This is a genomic window from Natronomonas salsuginis, from assembly GCF_005239135.1.
In the GTDB taxonomy this organism is placed as follows: domain Archaea; phylum Halobacteriota; class Halobacteria; order Halobacteriales; family Haloarculaceae; genus Natronomonas; species Natronomonas salsuginis.
Genome location: NZ_QKNX01000008.1, coordinates 37,328 through 62,920, shown reverse-complemented (window position 1 = coordinate 62,920; position 25,593 = coordinate 37,328). Strand labels below are relative to the sequence as shown.

The 25,593-nt window shown below is 65.9% G+C and carries 26 protein-coding genes; 12 read left to right on the top strand and 14 right to left on the bottom strand.

Translation table 11 applies throughout. From position 1 onward, the window contains the following. Positions 1-2: 2 nt before the first annotated feature. Positions 3-581, top strand: coding sequence for a VIT1/CCC1 transporter family protein (locus DM868_RS14290; RefSeq protein WP_170964536.1), 579 nt, complete (start codon positions 3-5; stop codon positions 579-581). A gap of 50 nt (positions 582-631) precedes the next feature. On the opposite strand, the gene DM868_RS14285 is transcribed toward DM868_RS14290, so the two are convergent. Continuing rightward, positions 632-1,957, bottom strand: a complete 1,326-nt coding sequence (locus DM868_RS14285) for a D-aminoacyl-tRNA deacylase (RefSeq protein WP_137277513.1) — start codon at positions 1,955-1,957, stop codon at positions 632-634. A gap of 211 nt (positions 1,958-2,168) precedes the next feature. On the opposite strand from DM868_RS14285, the gene DM868_RS14280 reads away from it, so the two are divergent. Both DM868_RS14280 and DM868_RS14275 read left to right on the top strand, forming a co-directional pair. Beyond that, a complete protein-coding gene (locus DM868_RS14280; RefSeq protein WP_137277512.1) occupies positions 2,169-2,963 on the top strand; it encodes a shikimate dehydrogenase in 795 nt (264 codons plus the stop codon). A gap of 91 nt (positions 2,964-3,054) precedes the next feature. Further along, on the top strand, positions 3,055-4,002 hold the full coding sequence (locus tag DM868_RS14275; protein ID WP_137277534.1) for a methyltransferase domain-containing protein: 948 nt from the start codon (positions 3,055-3,057) through the stop codon (positions 4,000-4,002). Positions 4,003-4,005: 3 nt separating this feature from the next. On the opposite strand, the gene DM868_RS14270 is transcribed toward DM868_RS14275, so the two are convergent. Genes DM868_RS14270 through hemC form a run of 5 tightly spaced genes read right to left on the bottom strand, consistent with a single transcriptional unit; the run spans position 4,006 to position 8,131 of the window. Further along, positions 4,006-4,485 carry a protein-tyrosine phosphatase family protein gene (locus tag DM868_RS14270; RefSeq protein WP_137277511.1) on the bottom strand — a complete coding sequence of 160 codons (480 nt, stop codon included), beginning with the start codon at positions 4,483-4,485 and terminating at the stop codon, positions 4,006-4,008. Then, positions 4,482-5,480: an AAA family ATPase gene (locus tag DM868_RS14265; protein WP_137277510.1), complete on the bottom strand. Its 999-nt coding sequence runs from the start codon at positions 5,478-5,480 to the stop codon at positions 4,482-4,484. The genes DM868_RS14270 and DM868_RS14265 overlap by 4 nt, the downstream gene beginning before the upstream one ends. A gap of 56 nt (positions 5,481-5,536) precedes the next feature. Further along, positions 5,537-6,253: a uroporphyrinogen-III synthase gene (locus DM868_RS14260; RefSeq protein WP_137277509.1), complete on the bottom strand. Its 717-nt coding sequence runs from the start codon at positions 6,251-6,253 to the stop codon at positions 5,537-5,539. 40 nt (positions 6,254-6,293) lie between these two features. Beyond that, entirely contained in the window at positions 6,294-7,067 is a 774-nt protein-coding gene (gene cobA / locus DM868_RS14255; RefSeq protein WP_137277508.1) for a uroporphyrinogen-III C-methyltransferase, read from the bottom strand. Then, positions 7,064-8,131: a hydroxymethylbilane synthase gene (gene hemC, locus DM868_RS14250; protein WP_137277507.1), complete on the bottom strand. Its 1,068-nt coding sequence runs from the start codon at positions 8,129-8,131 to the stop codon at positions 7,064-7,066. Before hemC ends, cobA begins: the two co-directional genes overlap by 4 nt. A gap of 474 nt (positions 8,132-8,605) precedes the next feature. On the opposite strand from hemC, the gene DM868_RS15855 reads away from it, so the two are divergent. Beyond that, positions 8,606-8,869, top strand: a complete 264-nt coding sequence (locus tag DM868_RS15855; protein WP_170964537.1) for a HalOD1 output domain-containing protein — start codon at positions 8,606-8,608, stop codon at positions 8,867-8,869. A 40-nt stretch (positions 8,870-8,909) separates the two neighbouring features. Here DM868_RS15855 and DM868_RS14245 read toward each other — a convergent pair whose 3' ends face one another. Further along, positions 8,910-9,872 (bottom strand): transcriptional regulator, encoded by a 963-nt coding sequence (locus tag DM868_RS14245; RefSeq protein WP_137277506.1) that lies wholly within the window; start codon positions 9,870-9,872, stop codon positions 8,910-8,912. A 117-nt stretch (positions 9,873-9,989) separates the two neighbouring features. On the opposite strand from DM868_RS14245, the gene DM868_RS14240 reads away from it, so the two are divergent. Continuing rightward, entirely contained in the window at positions 9,990-11,258 is a 1,269-nt protein-coding gene (locus DM868_RS14240) for a tRNA(Ile)(2)-agmatinylcytidine synthase (RefSeq protein ID WP_137277505.1), read from the top strand. A gap of 140 nt (positions 11,259-11,398) precedes the next feature. On the opposite strand, the gene DM868_RS14235 is transcribed toward DM868_RS14240, so the two are convergent. Next, on the bottom strand, positions 11,399-12,355 hold the full coding sequence (locus DM868_RS14235) for a succinylglutamate desuccinylase/aspartoacylase family protein (protein ID WP_137277504.1): 957 nt from the start codon (positions 12,353-12,355) through the stop codon (positions 11,399-11,401). Between the two features lie 184 nt (positions 12,356-12,539). On the opposite strand from DM868_RS14235, the gene citZ reads away from it, so the two are divergent. Genes citZ through DM868_RS14220 form a run of 3 tightly spaced genes read left to right on the top strand, consistent with a single transcriptional unit; the run spans position 12,540 to position 15,778 of the window. Further along, positions 12,540-13,676, top strand: coding sequence for a citrate synthase (gene citZ, locus DM868_RS14230; protein WP_137277503.1), 1,137 nt, complete (start codon positions 12,540-12,542; stop codon positions 13,674-13,676). A 47-nt stretch (positions 13,677-13,723) separates the two neighbouring features. Further along, positions 13,724-14,602 carry a serine/threonine-protein kinase Rio1 gene (gene rio1 / locus DM868_RS14225; protein ID WP_137277502.1) on the top strand — a complete coding sequence of 293 codons (879 nt, stop codon included), beginning with the start codon at positions 13,724-13,726 and terminating at the stop codon, positions 14,600-14,602. Positions 14,603-14,632: 30 nt separating this feature from the next. Beyond that, positions 14,633-15,778 (top strand): nicotinate phosphoribosyltransferase, encoded by a 1,146-nt coding sequence (locus DM868_RS14220; RefSeq protein WP_137277501.1) that lies wholly within the window; start codon positions 14,633-14,635, stop codon positions 15,776-15,778. A 35-nt stretch (positions 15,779-15,813) separates the two neighbouring features. Here the strand turns inward: DM868_RS14220 and DM868_RS14215 are convergent, their stop codons facing one another. Beyond that, complete coding sequence (locus tag DM868_RS14215; protein ID WP_137277500.1) at positions 15,814-16,092, bottom strand: MarR family transcriptional regulator; 279 nt, start codon at positions 16,090-16,092, stop codon at positions 15,814-15,816. 193 nt (positions 16,093-16,285) lie between these two features. Here DM868_RS14215 and DM868_RS14210 point away from each other — a divergent pair, with 193 nt between their 5' ends. The 3 genes from DM868_RS14210 to thsA all read left to right on the top strand — a co-directional run bounded on the left by DM868_RS14210 (position 16,286) and on the right by thsA (position 19,614). Next, positions 16,286-16,996 carry a class I SAM-dependent methyltransferase gene (locus tag DM868_RS14210; protein WP_137277499.1) on the top strand — a complete coding sequence of 237 codons (711 nt, stop codon included), beginning with the start codon at positions 16,286-16,288 and terminating at the stop codon, positions 16,994-16,996. 45 nt (positions 16,997-17,041) lie between these two features. Continuing rightward, on the top strand, positions 17,042-17,941 hold the full coding sequence (locus DM868_RS14205; RefSeq protein ID WP_137277498.1) for a glycosyltransferase family 2 protein: 900 nt from the start codon (positions 17,042-17,044) through the stop codon (positions 17,939-17,941). Between the two features lie 92 nt (positions 17,942-18,033). Further along, positions 18,034-19,614 (top strand): thermosome subunit alpha, encoded by a 1,581-nt coding sequence (gene thsA, locus DM868_RS14200; protein ID WP_137277533.1) that lies wholly within the window; start codon positions 18,034-18,036, stop codon positions 19,612-19,614. Positions 19,615-19,916: 302 nt separating this feature from the next. Here thsA and DM868_RS14190 read toward each other — a convergent pair whose 3' ends face one another. Beyond that, a complete protein-coding gene (locus DM868_RS14190; protein ID WP_137277496.1) occupies positions 19,917-20,609 on the bottom strand; it encodes an SDR family NAD(P)-dependent oxidoreductase in 693 nt (230 codons plus the stop codon). A 76-nt stretch (positions 20,610-20,685) separates the two neighbouring features. On the opposite strand from DM868_RS14190, the gene DM868_RS14185 reads away from it, so the two are divergent. Continuing rightward, positions 20,686-21,408: an SDR family NAD(P)-dependent oxidoreductase gene (locus DM868_RS14185; RefSeq protein ID WP_137277495.1), complete on the top strand. Its 723-nt coding sequence runs from the start codon at positions 20,686-20,688 to the stop codon at positions 21,406-21,408. Here DM868_RS14185 and DM868_RS14180 read toward each other — a convergent pair. Genes DM868_RS14180 through mfnA form a run of 4 tightly spaced genes read right to left on the bottom strand, consistent with a single transcriptional unit; the run spans position 21,405 to position 25,549 of the window. Beyond that, a complete protein-coding gene (locus DM868_RS14180) occupies positions 21,405-21,980 on the bottom strand; it encodes an NfeD family protein (protein ID WP_137277494.1) in 576 nt (191 codons plus the stop codon). The two genes, DM868_RS14185 and DM868_RS14180, sit on opposite strands and share 4 nt — an antisense overlap. A 50-nt stretch (positions 21,981-22,030) precedes the next feature. Then, a complete protein-coding gene (locus DM868_RS14175; protein WP_137277493.1) occupies positions 22,031-22,297 on the bottom strand; it encodes a DUF7312 domain-containing protein in 267 nt (88 codons plus the stop codon). Between the two features lie 43 nt (positions 22,298-22,340). Continuing rightward, positions 22,341-24,440, bottom strand: a complete 2,100-nt coding sequence (metG, locus tag DM868_RS14170) for a methionine--tRNA ligase (protein ID WP_137277492.1) — start codon at positions 24,438-24,440, stop codon at positions 22,341-22,343. Positions 24,441-24,496: 56 nt separating this feature from the next. Then, positions 24,497-25,549: a tyrosine decarboxylase MfnA gene (gene mfnA, locus DM868_RS14165; protein WP_137277491.1), complete on the bottom strand. Its 1,053-nt coding sequence runs from the start codon at positions 25,547-25,549 to the stop codon at positions 24,497-24,499. Positions 25,550-25,593 lie beyond the last annotated feature (44 nt).

The window sequence follows — 25,593 nt, the reverse complement described above, 5'->3', positions numbered from 1 at the left end:
CCATGGGTCGACTGTCCGCCCTCCGAGCGCTCACCGACGACGAGGACGTGCGATCGATCTCCCGGCGATACTTCATCTCAAACGGGTTCGACGGGACGCTGACGAGCATCGGCGTCGTCGTCGGGGCGTACATGTCCGGCGTGACGGACGGGATAACGGTCTTCACCATCGGAATCGGCGCGGCCGTCGGGCTCGGAACCTCGGGCGTCTGGAGCGTCTGGGAGATCGAGCGGGCCGAAAAGCGGGCCGAGCTGCACCGGATCGAGCGGGCGATGCTGACCGATCTCGGCGACACGAGGGCCCAATCGCGGCGGACGAGCGCCCGAAAAATCAACGCGATCGCGAGCGGCGTCGGGCCGATCATCGGTATCGTCCTGCCCCTCCTGCCGTTTCTCCTCCACGGCGTCGTCTTCAGCCTGCTCGAAGCCGTCTTCGTCGCCGTCGGAATCGGGGTCGCCGTGTTGTTCCTGTTCGGGGCGTACCTCGGGTCGGTCTCGAAGCAAAACGTGATCGTGGCCGGCGTTCGGATGGGTCTCGCGGGGATCGTCGTCGCGATTCTCAACCTGTTGTTACCCGGGTGAACGCCCCAATTGCTTGGTCTCCGGAACGGTCGAGGATTCCGCCGGGTGGGTCAGATCTCGAAGCACCGCTCGCGCGTCGTTCGGACGGCGGCGGGCGCGACCTGCGCCCCGTCGACTTCGACCGCTTCGCCGGCCGAAAGCCGCCCGAACGCGGGGCCGTCCTCGACGCCGGCCGCCCGGGCGAGTTCGGGATCGAACGCCTCCCGCCGAACGAACACCTCCGAATCCCGTACGTCGACGACGTCGTATTTCTTCTCGAGGACGGCCGCGAGTTTGCGGATCACGGTGCGGTATCCGTCGGCGTCGAAAAGCGCGATGGATCCGGCGACGAGCGAGCCGCTATCAGCGGTCTCGTAGGCGATCGCGGTCGAATCGACTGCTTCCAGCACGGCACCGCGATCGATCCCGTTGGCCTCCTCGAGTAGTTCCGCGGGGAGATCTCGAGTGAGGAACTCGCCGTCGTGCGCCGTCGCGGACGCTCCGAGTCGGGTGCCGTCATCGATCGACCCGAGCGCTCGTTCGATTCGCCCGACGAGATCGAGGGAGACGCCGGTCGTCTCCCGGAGGAACGTTTCGGAGAGGCGTTCGAACCCCAACTCGTCGATAGCGACCTCGAGATCGGGGTGGGAACCGTCGAGCAGTGCAAACTCGCTTCCGCTCATCTGGAACGCCTTGGCGACGACGGCGCGCGCGTCGCGGGGGTCGCCCAGCTCGTCGAGCGCCCAGTCGGCCGCAACGTGGCCGACGCCCCAGTCCGTCTCGGTCAGCGCACGATCGAACCGCGGGGCGTAGTGGCTGCCGCCGAAGCCGACGACCGTCCGTTCGCGGTGGGGGGCGACGCCGCGGAGCTCCAGGATCGCGCGCGCGACCGCCCGGGCGGCCTCGGGATCGTGCCACTGCGGTTCGTCGCTCCCGACCTCCACGAACAACGACGGACAACCGACGGTGCTCGGACCGTGGTGGGTACACTCGACGCCGATGTCGTATCCTGACGGCGCGTGCGTTTCGAGCGCGCCGCGAACGACCGAGAGGGCGTTCGGCGCGGCGCGGGCGAGCGATCCCGCTCGGCCCCCGTATTCGGCCGATCCGAAGTTTCCGGTGGCGTGAGCGGTGAGCAACGGCCCGGTGTCGCCGGCGTGGCGGGAGGCGAAGACCAACAGATCGGGATCGTCGAAAGTGGCCGCGACGCCGTCGAGGTGAATGTGGAGGTCGTCGAACGTCCGGAGTTCGACGCCCTCGGCTCGGTAGTAGCGGCCGCCGCCGTTGGCGTCCGACCGGCGCTCGTCCTCGAGTTCGTCCCACTCTGCGAGGTCGAGGAGCTGTTCGCCGATGTGTTCGGAGGCTTCGTCCGCGCGAGAGACGACGACTGCGAGCATACTCACTCTCGGAGAGCGGTGAACAAAGGCCGTGTGATCCGACCTCAGGTAGATTTCGTATCCCGACATACGGTATACCAGGAGATTCGTTTAAACGCAGTCCCGCCGCTCACCGGAGCAACCGTCGAGCGGGCGGGAGAACGATGGTTCCAGCGGGACGGCGAGAGCTGAATCGCGGAATCCTTTTGCCCGCTCGCGGGGTCGCTCGCGTATGCAGGTCTTCGGTCTCATCGGAAATCCGGTCGGGCACTCGGTGTCGCCGCCCATGCACGAGGCGGCCTACGAGGAGCGCGGGATAGACGCTCGCTACGTGACGTTCGAGCCCGAACGGGGCTCGATCGAGCGCGTCATCGACGGCGCGGACGCGCTCGGGATCGCGGGGCTGAACGTGACGATTCCGTTCAAGCAGGACGTCGCGGCGGTCGTCGCCGCCGACCCCCTCGCCGAGCGAATCGGCGCGGTCAACACCGTCGCCTTCGACGGTGAACCGACGGGGTACAACACGGACGCCGCCGGCGTCGTCCGGTCGTTCGAGCACCACGACGTGGCGCTTTCGGGTCGGGCGGTCGTCGTCGGTGCGGGCGGGGCCGGTCGCGCCGCGGCGTTCGCGCTCGCCGACGCGGGGATGGAGGTGCACATCGCGAACCGGACCGTCGAGCGCGCAGAATCGCTCGCCGAAGCCGAGCCGAACGCGAGTGCGAGCGGCCTCGACGCTCTCGACGCGGCGCTGGCCGATGCGAGCGTGCTCGTCAACGCGACGAGCGTGGGCATGGAATCGGACGAGACGCCGGTGCCGAAGGCGGCGCTGCACGGGGGGCTGGCAGTGCTCGACGCCGTCTACGCGCCGATCGACACCCGGCTGCTCACCGAGGCGCGGGCCATCGGCGCGACGACGATCGACGGCGCGTGGATGTTGCTGTTTCAGGGCGTCGAGGCGTTCGAGATCTGGACCGGACGCGACGCGCCGATCGACGCGATGAACGCTGCCTTGCGGGACGCGCTCTAAAGAGCGGGGATCTCTCCTTGAATCAGGTAGCGCCGGCAATCCGACCGGGCCGTTTATCTTTCGTGGCCGGACACGTTCGGACGTGTATCTGTTGGAGTTGGCGGGCGATTCGGACGCCTTCGCGGTTCGCGAGGCCGAAAGCCGCTGCTCGGCGGTCGAACTCCTCGCGCCCGGACTGGCCACGGCGCGAGGCGTGGATCGACCCGACGCCCTCGCGTACACCCGTCGGGTCTGTCGACTGATCGGGACCTGCGAGCCCGACGTGGGGACGGCGGTCGCCCTGCTGCAGGCGGCGACTATCGAGCGAACGGGAACGGTGGCGGTCCGAGCCCGCGACGTGCGGGGACTGACCGGAATCGACACCCAAGCGATCGAACGCCGACTCGGGAGCGTCCTCGTCGATCGCGGCTTCGGTGTCGACCTCGACGAACCCGACTGGACGCTCGTCGCCCTCTTCTCGGAGGGCGTGGCCGCGTTGGGGTGGCTCGAAACCGAGACCGTCCGGGACTTCTCGACGCGCAAGCCGACGGACAAACCGTTCTTTCAGCCGGGGAGCATGGATCCGATGGACGCCCGGGCGCTCTCGAACATCGCCGGGGCCGCACCCGGAAAGCGGATCCTCGATCCGATGTGTGGAACCGGCGGGATCCTCGTCGAAGCCGGTCTGTCCGGGGCGGACGTCGTCGGCGTCGACGCTCAACAGAAGATGGTCCGGGGGGCGCGCCGGAACCTCGAGGCGTATCTCGACGCCGGCTCGGTCGTCCGGGGCGACGCGACGCGGCTCCCGTTCGTCGACGGGGGGTTCGACGGCGCGGTCTTCGACGCCCCCTACGGCCGCCAATCGAAGATCGAGGGCGAATCACTGGAGGAACTCGTCGGCGAGGCACTCGGAGAAGTTCGACGCGCCGCCCCGCGGGCGGTTCTCGTCGGCGATCGGCCGTGGAACGACGCCGCGGAGGCGGCCGGGTGGACGGTCACGGATCGGTTCGATCGTCGAGTGCACACCTCGTTGGTCCGGTACGTGCATCTCCTCGACTAACCGCTATCGGTCGAGCAACCTGAGCAACTCGTCATCCGTCGCGTTGCCGCATCGGACCGCCTCCCGCGGCGAACGACCGGCGTTTTCGACGGTTTCGATCGCCGACGCGGGTTCATAGCCGCGAGCGCTCGTCAGCCACGCGGCCCCGACGACGCCGGTTCGACCGAGCCCAGCGTTGCAGTGGAGGACGCAGCCGTCGCCGTCCGAGTCGGCCGTTCGGATCGCGTCGAGGGCGGTTTCGAGCACGTCGGCGTCCGGCAGGTGTCTGTCGCGGATCGGCGCGTGCGTCGTCTCGAACCGATCGGCGTAGGCGTCGGGCAACTGGTAGCGTCTGGCCTCCGACTCGGAGAGCAGACAGACGACGCGACCGACGTTTCCCGTCGAGAGCGTCGCCGTCCACTCCTTGAGGCTCTCGCCGAGGTGGCCCGGACGACAGACGCCGAAGACCGCTTCGGCGGGCGCGATCTGACCGAAGTTCGTCATCGGTTCAGCTCTGCGAGCAGCCGACCGAGGTGGACGCGATCGGACGTACCCTGGGTGAGTTCGAACTCGATTTCGCCCGCGAGTTGATGGACGCGAGCGAGCGCGTCGCCGCTGTATCGACCGCGGGCGGCGACGAGGAGTTCGCTCAGGATCTCCTCGCCGTCGTATCCCTCGTCGTAGATCAGTTCGTCGAGGCCGCCGCGGGCATCCTCAAACTCGCCGTCGTCTGCCGTCGCGAGGATCGACTCGAGGCGATCTCGCATGCCGATGTCCCCCAGCGCGTCGTATGCGGCATCCATCGTCACCGCGCCCGCGTCCTCGGCAGCCGTCTGTGCACTAAGAATCGCCTTCCGGAGGTTACCGTCGCCGTAGCCGGCGACGTATTCGAGGCCGTCGTCGTCGTACTCGACCCCCTCGCGGGAGACGATCCGTTCGAGGACCTCGACGGTCTCGGCGTGCGTCGGCGCGCGCATCGCGATCGGGAAACAGCGCGACTCGATCGGCGGGATGAGCTTCGACGGCTGACGGGTCGCGATGACGAACTGCGTCGCCTCGTAGTGTCGCTCCATCACCCGGCGCAACGCCTGCTGAAAGTCCTCGCGGATCGCCTCGGCGTTGTCGAGCAAGATCGTGCGGAAATCGCCCGACACCGGGCGGTAAGAGGCCTGCTCTTTTAGCACGTGGCTGATCATATCGCGCTTCGAGAGGCTCGATCGACCCTGCAGAAAGCCGCCGAAGCGCTCGTCGTTTTTTATCTCCGTTTTCGTCCGGTTGAAGAAGTCGGCGACGTTGATGACGACGAAGTCGTTGTCGGGGTCGGCGTGTGTTTCGCGTGCGAGCGCGCGCACGGCGGCCGTCTTGCCGACGCCGCGTGGGCCGAACACGACGAGGTTCATCGGTTCCGAAACCGCGCGCTCGAGGTGGTCACGAACCTCCGATTGCGGAAGCTCCGAGTGGTCCGGAGCGTGTAGGTCCGTCCAAAGCGGCCCGTCCATGTGCGTGGGTCGTTCCGGGGCGGCAAAAGCCCTCCTTTCGCGGCCGGCCGATCGCGCTACAATCGATCGACGACGGCTTCGGCCAACGCGTCGAACTGCGCCGTTTCGGGGACGACATCGACGTCGACGCCGAGCGCCTCGGCGGTCTCTCGGGTCGGTTCGCCGATCGCACCGACGACGGCGCGGTTCAACCCGTCGATCGCCTCGCGCCGGAGACCGCGGTCGTCGGCCGCCGCCAGGAAGTGTTCGACCGTCAGCGAGGAGGTGAAGCAGACGCCGCCAAGGTCGCCCTCGGCCGCGGCGACGGTCGACGCACCCGCGCCGTCGGGACGAACCAGCCGATACAGAACGGTTTCGTGGACGTACGCGCCAGCGTCGTTCAGCCCGTCGGTGAGGACGTCGGAGCCGTGATCGGAGCGAGCGACTTCGATCGACGCGCCCGGCGCATCGGCCCCCAGTTCCGACACGAGCCCCGACGAGGAGAACTCCGACGGGAGGCGATCGACGGTGTATCCCACAGCTTCGAGCGCCTCAGCGGTCGGCGTGCCGATGGCGGCCAGCTCGCCGCCGGGCGTCCAGTCGGTCTCGGCGACGAGTTCCGCGCCGGTCTTGCTCGTCAGGATCGTGATCGCGGCGTCCGTCCGTGGCGTGTCGCCCGTCGGTTCGACGGCCAACATCGGATCCGAGAGCGGCTCCGCACCCAGCGATCCGATGAACTCCGCGGCCGACTCGGCCCGATCATCGGCCGGCCGGAAAAAGGCGATCGTGCTCATATCGCCCCTCCAGACGGCATTTGGTATAGCGGTATACGGTTCATTTTTGCGACACCCCCGGGTCGGCCCCGTTTCGCAGAAAGTCGACGACGCGGGCTCTCGTGGCTGCAACGTCGCCGATAACGGTGATCGCCGGGGGTTCGATGCCGGCCTCGTCCCGCACGTCGACGATCGTCTCGAGGGTCCCGACCGCGACCCGTTGGTCCGGCCACGTCGCCCGTTCGATCAGCGCGACCGGCGTCTCGAGAGCCATTCCCGCAGACGTTAGCTCGTCGATGTACAGTGGCAACTTTCCAACACCCATCAGGACAACGAGGGTCCCGCCGGTCGTCGCGAGCGCCGCCCAGTCGATCGCCGATTCGTCCTTCGTCGGATCCTCGTGACCGGTGACGAACGAAACCGACGAGGCGTGTTCGCGGTGCGTGACCGGGATCCCCGCCACGCCGGGGCCCGCGATGGCGCTCGTCACGCCGGGAACGTACTCGAAGGGGACGCCGTGTTCTGCTAGGTGTTCGGCCTCCTCGCCGCCGCGGCCGAAGACGAACGGATCGCCACCCTTGAGCCTGACGACGGTTTGATCCTCGTTCGCAAGTTCGACGAGCCGTCTGTTGGTGTACTCTTGGGGTGTCCACTCCCCGCCCGCTCGCTTGCCGACGTCCTCGCGTTTCGCCGCGGGGATCGACTCGAGGATCTCCGGACCCGGAAGCTTGTCGTGGAGGACGACATCGGCCGTCTCGATGAGCCGCCTGGCCTTGACCGTCAACAGGTCCGGATCGCCGGGACCGCTCCCGACGAGGTACACCGTCCCGGTCATTCGTCCCTCCGTGCCCGCTCGATGAGGTCCGTTGCACCCTCGCGGGCGAGGGCATCGGCGAATTCCACCGCTGCTTCGGGATGATTCTCGATCGGGATATCCCGAGCCATGTCGATCTCCTCGCTGCCGTCCTGCGAGAGGACGCGAACGCGTGTCTGGACGAACTCACCCTGTACGATCGCGTAGATACCGATCGGGGCGACACAGCCCCCGCCGAGCGTGCCGAGGATCGTCCGCTCAACGGTGGTTTCGACCCGCGTTCGCGGGTGATCGAGCGCGCCCCGGATCCGGTCGGCGAGGTCGCCGTTGCGCGCCGTCACGGCCAGCGCACCTTGCCCCGGTGCGGAGACGAACGTCTTCGGGAGTCGAGTGTACTCGATAGCATCGAGCAACCCGATTCGGTCTAGCCCGGCCTCCGCGAGGACGATCGCATCGAATTCGGTTTCGACGTCCCGGCCGAGCGCCTGCCGCTCGAACTCGTCGAGATCGTCGAACCACTCCTCCGGCGAGCGGGCGTACGGGTCCTCCTCGTCGGCGTCATCGCTTTCGGTCGCTTCGAGACGCCGCTCGTGTTCAGCCTGAAGATTCGGCGCGAGGAGCTTTTCAACGCGCGTATCGACGTTTCCGCGAAGCGGTTCGACTCGGAGATCCGGTCGCGCCGCGAGGAGTTGCGCCTTCCGTCGCAGACTCGACGTCCCGACCGTCGCTCCTCGGGAGAGGGCAGAAAGCGCCGTTCCGTCGGGCGTGACCAGTACGTCTCCCGGCGCGGCGCGTTCCGGAACACCCGCAACGACGAGTTCGGTGGGAAATTCGGTCGGCATATCCTTCATGGAGTGAACGGCGGCGTCGACGTCACCGTCCAACACCTTCTCGTCGAGGCTCCTGACGAACGCACCGGTCGTTCCGAGTCGGTGGATCAACTCGTCTCGGACGGCGTCGCCGGTCGTCTCGACCGAAACGAGTTCTACGTCCCGACGGCGGCTCCCGAGGGCGTCGGCCACGCGCTGGGCTTGTCGTAGCGCGAGGGCCGACCCCCGGGTTGCGAGCCGGATCGTCTCTGTCATACCACCATCTCGGTTGCGGCAGTTGAAACGCCCTTCGGCTTTCGTGAGGCAGCATGCGTGGTCGTTTGCGCGGAGAAATAAACTAAATAGTGCGATATAGAATTCGATGTTCGGCCGAGCTCAGTACGTATTCAGCCAGAAAACGACTGCCCTGACGTAGAGAGCGGCCCCAGAGCTTCCGCGGTCACGTACACCGAGTGTCACACCTGCCATGCAGGGTTTCGACGGGTCGTGAGGAACACGTCGAGCAGTTGCTCGCGATCGGAGAGAGCAATTCGTACACATGACACGAGACAATGAAAAGCAAAACCAGGCCGCACACAACGACCAACCGACAACCCCGACACTCCGGTGACAACGGCGGACGAATTTCACGAGGTTCTCCAAGAGCTCGTTACCGCGGCAAGCTCGAACGGCGTCGACGTCCCTGGTAGCTGGCCGGTGGCTGGAAGCGAAAGAGAAACCAGTTGAGACATCGAGATAACGCGACTCACTCGGCGGTCGAGATTTCAGATCGACGAATCGGACGATCCGGCGTCGGCGGTCATCGACGCGTTCGCAACCCACAAACAGATTGAGGCGACCGAACTCCCGCCGCTGTACGACGCGATCGATCCGGAAATCATCAACACACTATCCGAACCGGGCGAGGGCGGGAACCGGAGACACATGACGTTTCAGTACTGTGGCTGTGAGATCGCGATCCACGCCGACGGCTCGATGATCGTCGACGAATAATCGTCCACCGCCGGAAGGCTCTCGAGTCGATCAGTGAGGGTCAGGCCTCGATCTCGCCGCGGTCGCGGATCAGGTTCTCGAGTTCCTCGGGATCGTCGATGCGCTCGAACTCCTCGCGCTCGATGAGTGCGGTCCCCTCGACGGACTCCTGACCGCCGGCTCGATCGACCACGTAGACGGAGCGCGTCCGCGTCACCTGACCGACCGAGGACATGATCCGGGCCCGCTTTTCCGCGGTTCGGTTGAAGTTCGAGTGGCCGGTGAGCATCGTTCGCTCGCGGGATTCGTCCTCGCTGACGGTCTTGAACGGCGCACGGGCGGTTGGGTGAACTTCGAAACCGACGCGTGTGAGCACCGTGACGATGTCGGCGTCGTCGGGGGTAGCCTCTGGTTCCTCCGGCGTATCGACCACGTCACGGACGTCCTCTGCCCCGTCCAAAACGTCGACAGGGCTTGCGAGCGGTTTGTTGAACAGCTCTTCGAGTTGGGCCGCGACCTCAACGCTCGCGTTCATGCCGTCCTCGTACTTCGAGACGGTTCGGCGGGAGACGCCGAGTTCGTTCGCCAACTTCCCGAGGGACATGTCGTGCTCGTTCCGGATATCCGAGAGGAGATCGCCGTCGATGTTGACGTACAGCCCGCCCGGCGCGGCGTAAATCAGCGGCGGCACGCCCTCAATAAACAGGTCCATCGCGGTATCGGGCGAGAACACCGGGACGCCGTGTCGGAAGTAGACGACGCCCGGGTTCAGTTCCTCGTCGCGCGTCCGGAGGCCGACGACGATCGGCGTCGCGTGAAGATATTCGCCCAGTCTACGCATCTCGGCACCAGTATATCCGTCGAACGCGTCGATATTCGCGAGCACTTTGAGCAGGAGCACGTCATCGCCCCGTCTCGCGGCGATATCGAAGCTCTTCGGGCGGATCGCACACCGGTCGCTCACTGTAAAGCCAGCGTCTTCGAACATCGCGGTGATGTTACCGACCAGTGCGGATCGGGACATAGCGATATGTAAGCGTTTTCCCGTTTAAATGTGTTTCCCCGATAGCGGGGATTTCTTCCGGATCGCAGGGAGCAACGGATCGAAACGTCGTTACGCATCGGTGGCATACGACCGGCAGTGACGATCATCGGGATCGACGACACGGATTCCCGAGAACGGGGGATGTGCACGACGTACGTCGCCGATACGGTCGCCCGTCGACTCACCGACCGGGGGGCGACAGTCGAACGTCTCCTGTTGATTCGATGCAATCCGGCCGTCGTACACAAGACACGGGGAAACGCAGCACTCGCGATTCATGCGGAGATAGCGGACGGTGTGGCGTTCGACGTCGCTCAGCGCGTTATTGACGACATCGCCGAATCGGCGGACGATCGGACGAATCCCGGGCTCGTCGTCGCAGCAGACGATCCGGCGCGCGTCTCCGATGCGGTCGTCTCGTTCGCTCGAGAGGCGATCGCCGACCATCACACTCGCGAGAACGCGCGTAGACTTCTCGAAGACGCTGGATACGCACACCGTGGGTGGAAGAACGGTCGTGGGCTCATCGGGGCACTGGCCGCGATCGGCGCGTGGCGGGCGCTCGACGCGTGGACCTACGAACACATCGCGTACAGAGCGCCCGAGCGGTGGGGAACCGAGCGGACGGTCGATCCGGAAAGCGTCCTCGATGCCGCGAACGAGCGCTATCCGACCGTGTGGGACACGGTCGACCGCGGCACCGGCGAGACAGTCTGTGTGCCGCGGACACCGGGACCGGTCCTGTACGGTATCCGGGGTGACGAGCCCGAAGCCTGTCGGTCGGTCGCGAAACGGATCGAGAGCGAACCGATCGATCGCGAGCGAACGTTCCTCACGAATCAGGGGACGGACGGGCATCTTCGGGACGGCACTGTCGAAGCCGTTGGCGACGGCTACGCATACCGCCTCGACGGAGCGGTCACGTCCGCACCCGAAACGCGCCGAGGCGGTCACGTGTTCTTCGAACTCGCTGACGGTCCAGCGACCATCGAGTGCGTCGCCTTCGAACCGACCAAGCGATTTCGCGAACGCGTCCGCGAGCTTCGCGTCGGAGACGAACTCACCGTCTGTGGCGAGGTGAGTCACGGAACGGTAAAGCTGGAGAAGTTCGCCGTTCGGGAGCGCGTCGAGACGAAACGGACGACGCCAACCTGTCCGGAGTGCGGTCGAACGATGGAGTCCGCCGGGCGTGAGCAGGGTTACCGGTGTCGGGCGTGTGGAACGTCTGCCACGGGAAAGACCGAGGAGCCGCTCGACCGCGCGCTCGAGCAGGGGTGGTACGAAGTCCCACCGCGGGCGCGGCGACACATCGCTAAGCCGCTCGTGCGGGGCGGATTCGACGCGCCGACGCATCCGGAACGGTGAGGGCGGCCACAGCTACGTTTTCCGCCCGGTCCCGAAAGCGGAACGACGCCGTCGGGAGCGATGATCCAAGTGTAGCGATCACGTCACACGGGACGGTACCCGCGCGATCTGATATAAACGCTCGCCCGGAGAGTGTTCGTTTAGACGCGATCGATACTCGTGCCGACCGAACAGACGTACTCGCCGGTGGCGACCTGCGGGAGCCGGCGGTGCCGCCAGAAGATTCCGTTGGAGTCGGCGGTGACCTTGGCTTTGACCGTCCCGAACGGATCGGTGACCTCGAAGAGCGTGTCCCCGCGTTCAACCTCGTCGCCGAGGCCGACTTCGAAACTGACGAGGCCGCCCGACGGCGATCCGTACTGTTCGAAACTCGACGCGCGGGTCTGCGTCGTGGTGGTGATCTCACCGTCGAGGAATCCGTAGTGATAGAGGACGTTGAACACCCCTTTGACGCCCTTCTGGATGGACGTTTCGTCCCAGCCGACCGCGCCTCCCAACTCGGGATCGACGGTCGGGATTCCCTTGTCTGGAGCCGCGCGCGCGAGTTGGCCGTCGGGGCCTTTGAGATCGAGAATGTAGCCGCAGCCGAACACCTTCGCAAGTTCGAGGCAGTCGTGGTGGAGACGGTGTCTGGAACCGCATCTGACGCGCGTCTCATTGATCATGCACGACGTCGAGCCCTGGTGGAGATCGAGCGCGAGATCGGCACGTTTTACCGCATCGAAGATCGCCGCCGAGATCCGTTCAGAGGCGGTTCCAGATGGGTTACCGGGAAACGTTCGGTTGAGTTTCGTGTCGTCGATGGGGTTTCGATGCTCGGCGACGAGAAACCCGTAGTAGTTGGCGATACCGACGATGAGGATCGTTCCGGCGAGTTCCTCCGGGTCGAGTTGCGGGACGAACCGGCGGATGACGCCGAGTCCGTTGAGCTCGTCGCCGTCGGACACCGCTTGAATGTAGAGCGTCTTGCCCTCGTGGCGTCCGTTTATTACGGCGACTGGAAGTCCGATTTCGGAGCCGTCGCGTGCTTCGCCGACCGGGAGCCGACCGATGTCGATCTCACCGGGTGCTGCACTCGCGGTGCCGAGGGTCGTCATTGTGTGTACTGGATTCGTGGCTGGTATTAGACCTACTGATCGATCGTTCGGGACCGCCCATCAGCCGGTAGGAGATCGTCGGTTGTGAATCGACCAGCGGCGGTAGGGGTGTGAAAAACGGACCGTAAACGACCGTCCACGGAAACGGTAACTCTTTTCTCCCGGGCACGGAAACCGGTATAACATGACCGAGGAGCTCAAAAAAGGGCTAGAAGGCGTTTTAGTCGCCGAATCGTCGTTGAGTTTTATCGACGGCGACGCCGGGAAGTTGATCTATCGTGGCTACACTATCGATGACCTCGCACGGAATGCAAGCTTCGAGGAAGTCGTCTATCTGCTGTGGCACGGTGAACTCCCGAGCGCTGCCGAACTGTCCGATTTCAAATCGTCGATGGCCGAAGAGCGACACATCAACGACGACGTCCAGCGACTCGTCCGCGATCTGGCCGAGGCCGACGAGGAGCCGATGGCGGCGCTTCGGACGATCGTCTCCGATCTCTCGGCGTACGATCCGGACGCGGACGCGGACCCGACCGCCGAGGCGGCGAATCTCCGGAAAGGTCGTCGCATCACGGCGAAGATCCCGACCGCGCTGGCCGCGTTTTCGCGGATCAGAGACGGGGACGAGCCGGTCGACCCCCGCGAGGATCTCGACCACGCGAGTAACTTCCTGTACATGCTCAACGACGAGGAGCCGGACGACGTGCTCTCGGAGACGTTCGACATGGCGCTCGTGTTGCATGCCGACCACGGCCTGAACGCCTCGACGTTCTCGGCGACGGTGACCGCTTCGACGCTCGCTGACCTCCACGCGGCGGTCACCTCGGCAGTGGGGACGCTCTCTGGGAGCCTCCACGGCGGGGCGAACCAGGACGTGATGGAGGCGTTGCTCGAACTCGACGACTCCGGCAAAGAACCGGTGCCATGGGTCGAGGACAGACTCGCCGCGGGCGATCGCGTTCCCGGGTTCGGTCACCGTGTCTACAACGTGAAGGATCCGCGCGCGAGGATCCTCTCGGCCGAGTCCGAAGCTCTCGGCGAGGCCGCGGGCACACCTCAGTGGCACGATTACTCGGTGACTATCGAGGAGTACCTCGGCGAGGAGAAGGGGCTCGCGCCGAACGTCGACTTCTACTCGGCCTCGACCTACTACCAGATGGGGATCCCGGTCGACATCTACACCCCGATCTTCGCGATGAGTCGCGTCGGCGGCTGGATCGCGCACGTCCTCGAACAGTACGACGACAACCGTCTCATCCGACCGCGCGCCCGCTACGTCGGCTCGGAGGATCGGACAGTCACGCCGATCGACGATCGATAACGGCTCTATCGGTGATGCTTTCAGTCGCCGGCGCGTAGCCGAAGCGAATGACCGAGGAGTATGGCCTGTTGGAGGTCGACGCGGACGAACCCGTCGGCGACGAGTGGGAGAACATCGACGTCGCCGACACGGAAGCTGACCGCATCGCCCGCAAGCAGGATCGCGAGTTCCTCGAGTTTCGCAAGCGGATCAAAGACACTGAACAGTTCAAAGTTGAGGCGTCTGTCTTCGACGACGCGACGCTCGGCGCGCTGTACAAACTCGTCCAAGACGGCTACATCGACGCCTTCGGCGGTCCGATCTCGACGGGGAAGGAGGCGAACGTGTACACGGCGTTGGGCCCCGACAGCGAGATCGCGGTCAAGGTCTATCGCATCAACGCCTCCGACTTCCGGCAGATGCGCGACTACCTCGACGGCGATCCGCGGTTCGAGGGGATCGGCTCGGACAAAAAGAAGGTCGTCGTCGCGTGGACCAAAAAGGAGTTCGCGAACCTCAAGCGGGCCCAGCGGGCGGGCGTCCGCGTTCCGGAGCCGATCGCCATCGAGCGAAACGTCCTCGTGATGGAGTATCTCGGCGGAGAGAACCGCCGTGCGAAACGACTCAGCGAGGTCGACGTCGAGAACCCCAAGACTGCGTTCGAGGTCGTCCGCGAGTACATGCGGCGGCTCTACCGCGCCGGCCTCGTCCACGGCGACCTCTCGGAGTACAACATCGTCGTCCACGACGGCGAGCTCTGTCTGCTCGATCTGGGGCAGGCGATCACCGTCAACCACCCGAACAGCCGGGAATTCCTCGAACGCGATTGTCACAACGTCGCGGCGTTCTTCGCGAGACAGGGGTTCAACGCGGACGAGACGGCGCTGCTCGACGCCGTCACCGAACCGGAGCCGGACCCGACCGGCGACGCCGGACGGGAAGCGTAGCTTTTTCGAACTGCCGCGAGATGAGCAGATATGTTCGATATCGTTCCGGAATCCGCCATCGACGAGGGGCGGGCGACGGACGCGTACTTCCTTCGGACGGAGGAAGCGCTCGCACACGCGGGAAAGAACCCGCGTGTGGTCGTAGAGGTGACCGCCGACCAGTTCCCGACGGGGGAGTTCGAGCTGTTGGCGGGAGTGGCTGACGTCGCACGACTTCTCGAGGGACGGAACGTGGACGCCGACGCGATCCCCGAGGGAACCCTGTTCGACGGCGGCCCAGTGATGCGGATCGAGGGGCCGTATCTCGAGTTCGCACGCCTCGAAACGTCTATTCTCGGCTTCCTCTCGCACCCGTCCGGGATGGCGACTGCCGCGCTACGAGCGCGTCTGGCCGCCCCGGAGACGTCGCTTTTGAGCTTCGGCGCGCGACACGTTCATCCGTCGATCGCCGGAACGGTGGATCGAAGCGCCCTTGTGGCTGGATTCGACGGATTCTCGCACGTGGCGGCCGGCGATCTCATGGGCCGAGCGGCCTCGGGGACGATGCCGCACGCGTTGATGATCTGTTTCGGGCCGGGGAATCAAGAGGACGCGTGGCGCGCCTTCGACGAGGCGGTCGACGCGGACGTGCCGCGCATCGCGCTCTGTGACACCTACGACGACGAGGTCAACGAGGCGATTCGCGCGGCCGAGTTGGGGTTCGACAGCGTTCGGCTCGACACGACCGGCTCCCGACGCGGCGATTTCCGACACATCATCCGAGAGACACGGTGGAAGCTCGACATGGCGGGTCACGAGGACGTCGACATCTTCGTGAGCGGGGGTATCACGCCGGCGGCGATCGACGAGCTCGCGGACGTGGTGGATGGGTTCGGCGTCGGCAGCTACATCACGAACGGCGATCCGATCGATTTCGCGCTGGATATCGTCGAACTCGAGGGCGAGCCCACGGCGAAGCGCGGAAAGCTCTCGGGGGTGAAATCGGTCTACCGGACGCCCGATGGCGGACACCACGTCGAGTTGGCCGACGCGGAGGCCCCCGCGGAGGGGACGCCGCTGCTCGAACCTCTGGTGCGCGACGGTGAGGTCGTCGCGGAGTTCGACATCGACGCGGCGGCCGAGCGGGCGATGGCGGAGGCGGAGCTGGTCGGCTTCGGCGAGTCGATGTCCGAATAGCCGGCCGTATTGGATCGGGGGTGCGTCCCGGAAGATCAGACGACGAGGAAGTAGACCTGCTTTCTGGCGTCGCGAAAGGAGTATCGCGAGTCGACGAGCGATGCCTCTTCGAGCCGGGTGAGGGCGTATCGGACGGTCCGGTCCGGGAGTAGCGACTCCTCGGCGAGTTGGCCCTGCGAGAGCGGCGGCGTGTCGTCGAGGACCTTCGCGACGAGCTTCGCGCTCGGGGGGAGTCCGCGAAGCGTCTCGCGGAACTCCGGATCGGCGAACGGCGATTCGGCCTGGCGTGAGCGGTCCTCCGTGATGGTGCTCATATCAGCCAGTGGTCGAACGGAGTGGGTAAACGTTCCCCATATGTATGACAAAACAATGAATACAATCAAGTGTGTATAATTATCCCTTATATATTTGACCGTCTGATGAGGCCGGCCCGACAGTGACGGCGAGTGGCGGGTTCCCGACGTATCCAGCATCCTTTTATGTCCTGGGAAGGTCGATCCTGATAGCGTGAAGGGACAGGAGTGGTACCAAGAGAACGACGTCGCGAATGCGTACGACGACAAACGGTTCTCCGGTGGCGGGCGTTTCATCGATCGCCGCGAGAAGGCGGCCGTGTTGGACGCCCTCGCACCGGTCGAGGACAAGCGGATTCTCGAGGTCGCCTGCGGAACCGGGCGGTTCACCGTCATGCTGGCCGACCGCGGTGCGAATATCGTCGGGATGGATATCTCCGAGGCGATGCTCGAACAGGGCCGCCGGAAAGCGCGTGCGGCCGGCGTCGCGGAGACGCTATCGTTTATGCAGGCGGACGCCGGGCGACTCCCGTTCCCGGATGATCACTTCGACACGGTCTTTGCGATGCGGTTTTTCCACCTCGCCCCCGATCCGGAGGGGTTCATCGAGGAGATGTGCCGCGTCTCGAAATCACAGGTGTTCTTCGATACGTTCAACCGATACTCCACACGATCGATCTACAACTGGGCGCTCCCCATGGGTTCGCGACTGTACTCCGGGCGAGAGGCGCGGGAATTGATCGTGGGATCGGGGCTCGAGCTCGCTGACGTCGCCCACGACTTCGTGCTCCCGTACGGGTTCTACCGAGCCATTCCGGATTGGATCGCCCGCCCGTTCCGCGCGGCTGACAGAGCGCTCGGCCGGACGCCGATCGGGGATCACCTCGCCTCGGTGTCGTACTGGGACACCCGGATTCGGGAGTAGCGCGCAGACACGGTACTTTTGGTGATCGGCCACGCTACCTTGGGTATGAACGTCTCGGTGGTGGTTCCGACGTTGAACGACCGTGAGGAGTTACGGGGGTGTCTCGACGCGATCGCGGCCGAGAACCCCTACGAGGTCGTCGTGGTTAACGGGCCCTCCACCGACGGGACGAGCGGGATGGTCCGGGATCGGACGGACGTCGACGTCCTCGTCGAGATCGACGAGCGGAACGTCAACGTCTCTCGAAACGCCGGACTGGATCGAGTCCGCGGCGACGCCGTGGGATTCGTTTCGCCCACGATGGCCGTCGAACCCGGATGGCTCGACGCAGTCACGGTTGCGCTGGAGAAGGCGGCGGCCGTGACGGGCCCGACCCACGAGCGACTGGACACCGGCGTCGCGACCGACACCGCCGAGTCCAGACGGATACGGGGGCGGACGGTGACGTACTTCAACGGTGGCAACGTCGCGTTCTCGACGGAGCTCGCGACCACCCTCGACGGGTTCGACGAGTACCTCGGGATCGGCGGCGCGCGCGATGCGGCCCACCGGATCGCCGGGCTCGGACACGAGGTCGCCTGGTCGGCCGACATGTGCGTCTCCAGGGAGGCGGCGGCGGACGGCGGGACGACAGAGCGCGACTGGCGAATGCGCTACCGGTCACTGTCGTACCGGTTGGCGAAGAACTACGGGATTTATCCGACCGTCCCACTCCGGACGCTCAGACACGCCATCGCGGACGCGGGCGGCGGGGTTCGAGACGTCGCCCGCGGCGACGCGAAGCCGACATCGTGGATCGGGAACGGGCGGGACGTCGTGCTCGGCGGCGGCCGCGGCTACGCGGACGGGCTTCGAGCCCGATACGCCGACAGAAGTCCGCGTCGGAATTCGCGAGGGGTCTCCTCGCGAGCGGACCGGGCCGTGGCGGTCCACGATCGGCGATGAAATCCACGGAGGGGACGCCAGTCAAACGGATCTCCATCTCCCGCTCGTTACGGAACGTTTATATAGAACCGCTGACGACATAGTAGATGAACATGTCACAGCAAATGCGTCAGCGGCGCGGACAGCCGCTCTTCATTCTCAACGAGGACACGGAGCGTACCCGTGGCAAGGATGCCCAGTCGTCGAACATCACCGCCGGCAAGGCCGTCGCCGAGTCCGTACGAACCACGCTCGGCCCCCGCGGGATGGACAAAATGCTCGTCTCCGACTCGGGCGACGTCGTCATCACGAACGACGGCGCGACCATCCTCCAGAAAATGGACATCGAACACCCAGCGGCACAGATGATCGTCGAGGTCGCCGAGACCCAAGAGGAAGAGGTCGGCGACGGCACGACGACGGCATCCGTCCTCGCGGGACAGCTGCTCGCGCAGGCCGAGGACCTCGTCGAGGACGACATCCACCCGACGACGATCGTCGAGGGGTATCGAGAGGCCGCTCGCCTCGCCCTCGAGGCGATCGACGAGGTCACGCTAACGGACGAACTCGACGACGAGCTGCTCGCCGCCGTCGCCGAGACGTCGATGACCGGTAAGGGAACCGGGGACATCGACGCCGCCGCGCTCGCGGAGACGATCGTCGCCGCGGTCCAGCAGGTCCGAAGCGACGACGGCGTCGACCGCGACGCGATCACGATCCGAACCCAGCGGGGAGCGGGCGCCTCGGCGACCGAGCTCGTACAGGGCGTCATCAGCGAGGAGGAACCGCTCAACGACGACATGCCGACGCGGGTCGATGACGCGTCGGTTGCCGTGCTCGATCTCGATCTCGAGGTCCGCGAGGCCGAGATCGACGCCGAGTACGATATCACCAACGTCGACCAGCTCAACGCCGCGATCGAGGCCGAGGAAGCCGAACTCCGCGGCTACGCCGAGTCGATCGCCGGGGCCGACGTCGACGTCGCGTTCGTCACGGGTGACGTGGACGACCTCGTCGCCTCGTATCTCGCCAAGGAGGGCGTGCTTGCGTTCGACTCCGTCGACGACGACGAGGCGAGCTCAATCGCCCGTGCGACCGGCGCGCGAACGGTCGGCACGCTGAACGACTTCGAAGCCGACGATCTCGGTCACGCCGAAGTCGTCCGCGTCGAGTCCTTCGGCGACGACGACCTCGCGTTCATCGAAGGCGGTGCGGCCGCCGAGACCGTTACCGTCTTCGCCCGCGGCGGAACCGAACACGTCGCCGACGAACTCGAGCGCGCCCTCGAGGACGCGCTGGACGTCGTCACGGCCGCGCTCGACGCCGGCGGCGTCGTTCCCGGGGCCGGCGCGACCGAGGTCGCCATCTCCGATCATATCCGCACGAGCGTCGCGAGCGTTCAGGGGCGCAAGCAGCTCGCCATCGAGGCGTACGCCGACGCGATCGACGTGTTGCCGCGAACGCTCGCGGAGAACACCGGCATGGACCCCATCGACGCGCTGGTCGAACTCCGCTCGGTCCATGACGCCGAGGGCCGAGCCGGACTCATCAGCCAGGGTCAGTCGGGCGATGTCGGCGACCCCGTCGAGTACGGCATCCTCGACCCCGCCGCGGTCAAGCGCGAAGCCGTCGAGTCCGCCACCGAGGCGGCCACGATGATCGCGCGCATCGACGACGTCATCTCCGCGGAATAAACGGCGAGGACTGCACCTCGCATTTTTCGACGCGCTGGCGTACGGCGAGCTACTGGCGTCTACATTGGCCAACATATTTGCATACTGTTGTATTTTTGAGCCGTGAAAACAGGTTCCAAAGGGCCTCTCAGGCGGCCAAAAACAATATCCTATCGAATTACTACCATTTAGGAACGAGCGGCGTCCTCGCGGAGGGCGGCGAGGCGAGCGTCGAAACGCCCGGCAGCGCGCCGCTGCAGTTCAAACAGGCCTTCGAGATCCGCGCCGAGAAAACATAGCGAGGCCAGCGGTGACGCCGCGTTTCAGAACGGCTCGACGTGCGGCCGGAGATCCAACTCCAGCGTCCACGACGACCGCTCTTGGGTGACGAGGTGCCAGTACGAATCCGCGATCGCGTCGGGGTCGAGCAGTTGCTCGTCGTCGCGCTCGCTATCGCCACCGGGCGGCCGAATCCCCCCGTCGATGACGACGTGGGCGACGTGGATCCCCTCGGGGCCGAGCTCTCTGGCCATCGATTCGGCCATGCCGCGGGCGGCGAACTTCGCGGCGCTGAAGCCGATTGCGCCGTCGCGACCGCGGATCGCGGAGGTCGCGCCGGTGAAGATGACGGTGCCGCCGTCACCGTCGAGCATGTCCGAAACCGCCGCTTGCGAGCACAACAGACCGCCGTGTGTGGAGACGCGCAACGCCTCCTCGAAGGCGTCCGGAGAGATGTCGCACAGACCCTGCCACGCGCCGCCGCTGGCGTTGTTGACGAGCACGTCGACCGGGCCGAACGCGGACCGGACCGCCTCGAAGCCGGCCTCCACCGCTTCCGGATCGGTGATGTCGGTCGGCACGGCGAGGGCGTCCGCTCCCAGTTCGGCCGACAGTTCCTCGAGATACGTCTCCGAGCGGGCGAAAAGGCCGACTCGGCAGTCCTCCTCGAGGAACCGTCGCGCGATCGATTCGCCCAGCCCCGATCCGACGCCGGCGATGACTGCGGTTCGCGTCATGGCCGCGCCGACGGCCGCCGGGGGCAAAACCGTGTCGTCCCTCGGATTTTTGAGCGGTCCACGCGACCGGATCCACATGGAACGACTCGACGGCGAGACGGTGATCGTGACCGGCGCGAGCCGGGGGCTGGGCGAATCGATGGCGAAGCGGTTCGCCCGCGAGGGTGCGAACACCGTGTTGACCGCCCGAAGCGGCGACGAACTGGGGGCGGTCGCGGACGCCGCGGACGGGGAGACACTCGTCTGTCCGGCCGACGTGACCGATGAAGCGGCGGTCGAAGCGCTCGTCGAGACGACGGTCGAGGAGTACGGCGAACTCACCGGGCTCGTCAACAACGCGGCGATCGGCATGTTGAGCCTCTACGACGAACGCCGGACAGTCGCGGAGATCGATGCCGACGACTGGCGAAAGATAATCGATGTAAACGTCACCGGCGCGTTCCTCTGTGCGAAACACGCCGCCCGAACCATGGAAGCCGGCAACGTCGTCAACATCTCCTCGGGGCTCGGTCGGCGCGGATCGGCCGGCTGGGGGCCGTACGTCGCCTCGAAGTGGGCGCTCGAGGGGTTCTCGAAGACGCTGGCGTACGAACTGGAACCGGCGATCAACGTCAACTGCCTCGATCCCGGCGGCCGGGCCAAGACGGGGTTTTGGGATCATCTCGGCGAGGCGGAGTACGAGACGATCCTCGACCCGGACGTGATGGACGGGGCCGCCGTGTTGCTGATCGAACAGGAGCCCGGCGATGTGACGGCCGAGTCGATGACAGCCGACGAGTGGGAAGCGCGGCTGGGTTAGGCCGGTTCGCCCTCGCTTTCTGGGTCACGCTCGCCGTTTTCGCCCTCCCGCCGGGTGCGATCCGCGGCGAGTTCCTCGTCGATCTCGTCTTTGAACGCCGAGAGCGATTCGACCGTCAACACGTTCCCGCCCCCGGGGTCGACCACCATCACCTCCTCCCCCTCGGTGATTTCGCCGTCGAGCGCCCGGGCCTGATAGTACGGATTGAAGCCGCCGCTTTCGAGTTTCACTTCACCGTCGCTTTTCGTGACGCGTTGGGTGACGCGGCCGGTCTTCCCCTGAAGCGATTTCGAGTCGCTCGTCTGCCCCGTTCCCTTCCCGCCGTAGAAATCGAACTGCCGATAGCCGTACAGCGCCACCCCACCGGCGACGAGGACGATCGCTGCCAGAACGATCGGCAACACCGCTGCCGGGAGGATGCTGCCCAACAGTAAGCCGACGAGCCCGGCCGCGAGCAGTGCGATCCCGACGACGATGAAGTGTGCGCCGGGGGCGAACGCCTCCATAACCATCAGGGCCGCCCCCACGAGAATCAAAAAGAACGGCAGTGACAGCCCGAACAGTTCAGCCATACACGTGGTAGGGTTCCGCGGTGGTTAACGCTTCGGACGCGAGTGGGCCGCTATCCGACGAACAGCCGAGAGATGATAAAGAGCGCCAGCGCGACGCCGAGCAGGACGAAGAGGACGTTCTCGGGGGACGGCGTACCAGGTTCGATCGGTTCCGTGCGTCGGCGTTCAGCTTCGGCTGCCGCCTCAACCGCTGTCTCGCGCGCCTCGATGTCATCGAGGGAGAACCGCCACTGACCGTCCGGTCCCCCGTCGCCGTCGCTTGGGACGCCAGCCGCGTCGTCCGATCCGCCGCTCGCCTCGTCGTGATCCCGGCTCATGATCGCGCTACCGGCGGCGATCGGAAAGGCGTGTCGACGCGGGTCACCGCACTTTCGTCCCGGGAACCGCGTCCCCGTGGGTGGTCAGAAGGTCCGCCTCCTCGCCGGCGGCGAGCAGCATACCGTCGGACTCGACGCCGAACAGCTCGCCCTTTTCGAGGTTCGCGACGACGACGATCCGGGTTCCGGGCAGCTCGTCGAGGTCGTGGAGCTGTTTGATCCCGGCGACGATCTGCCGCGTCTCGAGCCCGATGTCGACCTCGAGCTTCGCGAGCTTGTCGGCTCCCTCGATCGGTTCGGCGCTCACGATCTCGCCGACGCGGAGATCGAGCTCGGAGAACGTCTCGAAGCTCACGCGGTCGTCGGCGATCGGATCGAGGTCGGTGACGTCGGCGGCTTCGTCACCGGCGTTCGAGTCGTCGCCCTCCGCCTCCTCGTCGGCGGTCGCCGCCTCGACGCGCGCTTCGAGCTGCTCGTTGAGTTCCTCGACGCGGTCGTCCTCGATCTTCTCGAACAACTCCTCGGGCGCATCGAACGCGGCGGGCGGACTCGACAGCGCCGCCTCTACCTCGACGTCCGCGACGCGACCGTCCTCGCCGAGCTGTGCCCACAGCGCGTCGGCCTTCTCGGGCAACACCGGCTCCATCAACACGGCGATTGCCTTCGAGAGCTGGACGCAGTCGCGGATGACCTGGGCGGCCGTCTCCGGCTCGTTGTCGGTGAGCTTCCAGGGCTCGTGGCGCTGGATGTACTCGTTGCCGAACTTCGCCAGTTCGACCGGCACGCGCCCGAGGCCGCGGACCCGGTAGTCGTTGACCGCCTCGCGAAACTCCTCGATCGCCTCCTCAATCCGGGTTTCGACCTCCTCGCTCACCTCGGCGTCGGGCGTGCCGTCGTAGTTGCGCTCCGCGAAGAGCAGCGAACGGTACAGGAAGTTCCCGAGCGTGCCGACCAACTCGTTGTTGACCCGCTCTTGGAGGCCGTCCCACGAGAAGTCGACGTCGGCGGTGAACTCGCTACCCGTGACGATGTGATACCGGTACAGATCCGGGTGGAATCCGGACTCGACGTAGTCGTCCGCCCAGACTGCCCGGTTCCGGGAGGTCGAAAAGGCCTTTCCGGCGAGGTTGACGAACCCGCAGGCCATCACCGCGCGCGGCTCGTTGAACTCCGCCCCGCGCAACATCGCGGGCCAAAAGACCGTGTGGTGCTGAATGATGTCGTGGCCAATGACGTGGACGATCTCACCGCCATCCGGCTCGGTGTCGGTACCGTGGTTCTTCCAGACGGCCTCCCAGTCGAACTCGTCGGCACCGACGCGCTCTGTGTACTGCTTCGTCGAGGAGACGTACTCGATCGGCGCGTCGACCCAGACGTAGAGGACGAGGTCCTCCTCTCCCTCTCCGGGGAAATCGATCCCCCAGTCCATACCGCGGGTGATACACAGGTCCTGCAGTTCGCCTTCGATCCACTCACGTGGCTGGTTCCTCGCGTTGTCCGTGCCCTCGAGGCGGTCAATGAACCCCTGCAGGTACTCCTGGAAGTCCGAAAGGCGGAGGAACTTGTGCGGCCGGGTGCGGTACTCGGCTGGGTTGCCGGTGATCGTCGAGACGGGCTCTTCGATCTCGCCGGGTTCGAGGTGGCGCTGACAGCCCTCGTCGCACTCGTCGCCGCGGGCGAGCTCGCCGCAGTACGGGCAGGTCCCCTCGACGAACCGGTCCGGGAGGGGCTGGTCGGTCTCGGCGTCCCACGCGACCTCGATCTCCTTTTCGAAGACGTGGTCGCCGTCGATCCACGAGCGGACGAACGACTGGGTCATCTCCGTGTTCGTCTCGTCGTGGGTGTGGCCGTAGTTGTCGAACTCGACGTTGAACTCCGGGAACGTCGACTCGTACTGTTCGTGGTATTCGAGCGCGAACGTCTCCGGATCGACGCCCGCCTCCGCGGCGTTGACGGCGATCGGCGTTCCGTGCATGTCCGATCCGCAGACGAACGCGACCGATTGGCCGATCCGGTCGAGCGCCCGCGAGTAGGCGTCGCCGCTGACGTACGTCCGGAGATGGCCGACGTGGAGGTCGCCGTTGGCGTAGGGCAACCCGCAGGTGACCACCGCTGGGGAATCCGTCGGGAACTCCTCGTGCATACACGGTATCCGGAGCCAGGGCGGTAAAACACTCCCGTTCTCGCGGCGGCGGGAGATCAGGCGAGTCGATCGACATCGGCGAGGAACGCCTCGAGCATCGGCCGGGTGACGTGGGGCATACAGACCACGCGGCCCTCGCCGGCCTCGGTTCGGGAGATCCGCCAGCCGGCCTCGCGGAGGTCGGCGATCAACGCGTGGGGGAAGTCGATCGTGACGATCGGTAGCGTGGGTTCGACGACGTCGAAGCCGCGATCGCGAGCTTCGGCGGTGAGCCAGTCGGCGTTCGACCGAGCTGTGTGGTACTGCTTCTCGTAGCCGTCGCGCCACAGTTCCGAGAGTGCGGCGGCCGCGCTCGCGACGCCGGCACCGCTTCGCGTCCCGGTCAGCGTCATCTGCGAGGTGGATTCGAGATACGGCGTGTCGATGGCCAACTCGTCGAGTAGTTCGGGACCGCGGGCGAGCAGTCCGCCCGCGGGGACCGCCGCCCGCCCCATCTTGTGGGGGTCGATGGTTAGCGTGTGGATATCCGCGTCGGCGAAGTTCCACGCGTGTTTCGTGAACGGGAGGACGAAGCCGCCCCACGCCGCGTCGACGTGACAGAGCGCGCCGACGTCGTGGGCCATGTCCGCGAGCGCGGGGATCGGATCGACCCGGCCGTACTCGGTCGTGCCGGCGACGCCGACGATACAGACGGTGTCTGGGTCGATCAGTTCGGCGACGGCGTCGAGGTGCACCCGGTAGTCCTCGAGCGGCGCGGTGCGGAGTTCGACGCCGAGGACGTCTGCGGCCTTGTGGAACGAAAAGTGCGCCGACGCCGGCGCGACGAAGTTCGGCGTCCGCGTGTCGGCGCGGTTTCTGGCGAGTCTGATCGCCTGGATGTTGGACTCCGTGCCGCCCGACGCGACGTAGCCGGCCGCGTCGGGGAGGCCGGTGATCTCGCCGAGCAGATCGACTGCCTGCCGTTCGAGCTTCGAGACCGTCGCGTACGTTCCGGGGTCGCCGGGGTTGGTCGCTAAGAAGCGTTCGGCCGCCTCGCGAGCCGTCGGATGCGGAACCGTACACATCGACGACAGCACGCGGGAGAAATCCTGAGGCTCGGACCGCTGCATATCCGTTTCCAAACGGTGGGGCCGTTTAGCCGTTGTGTTTCCGG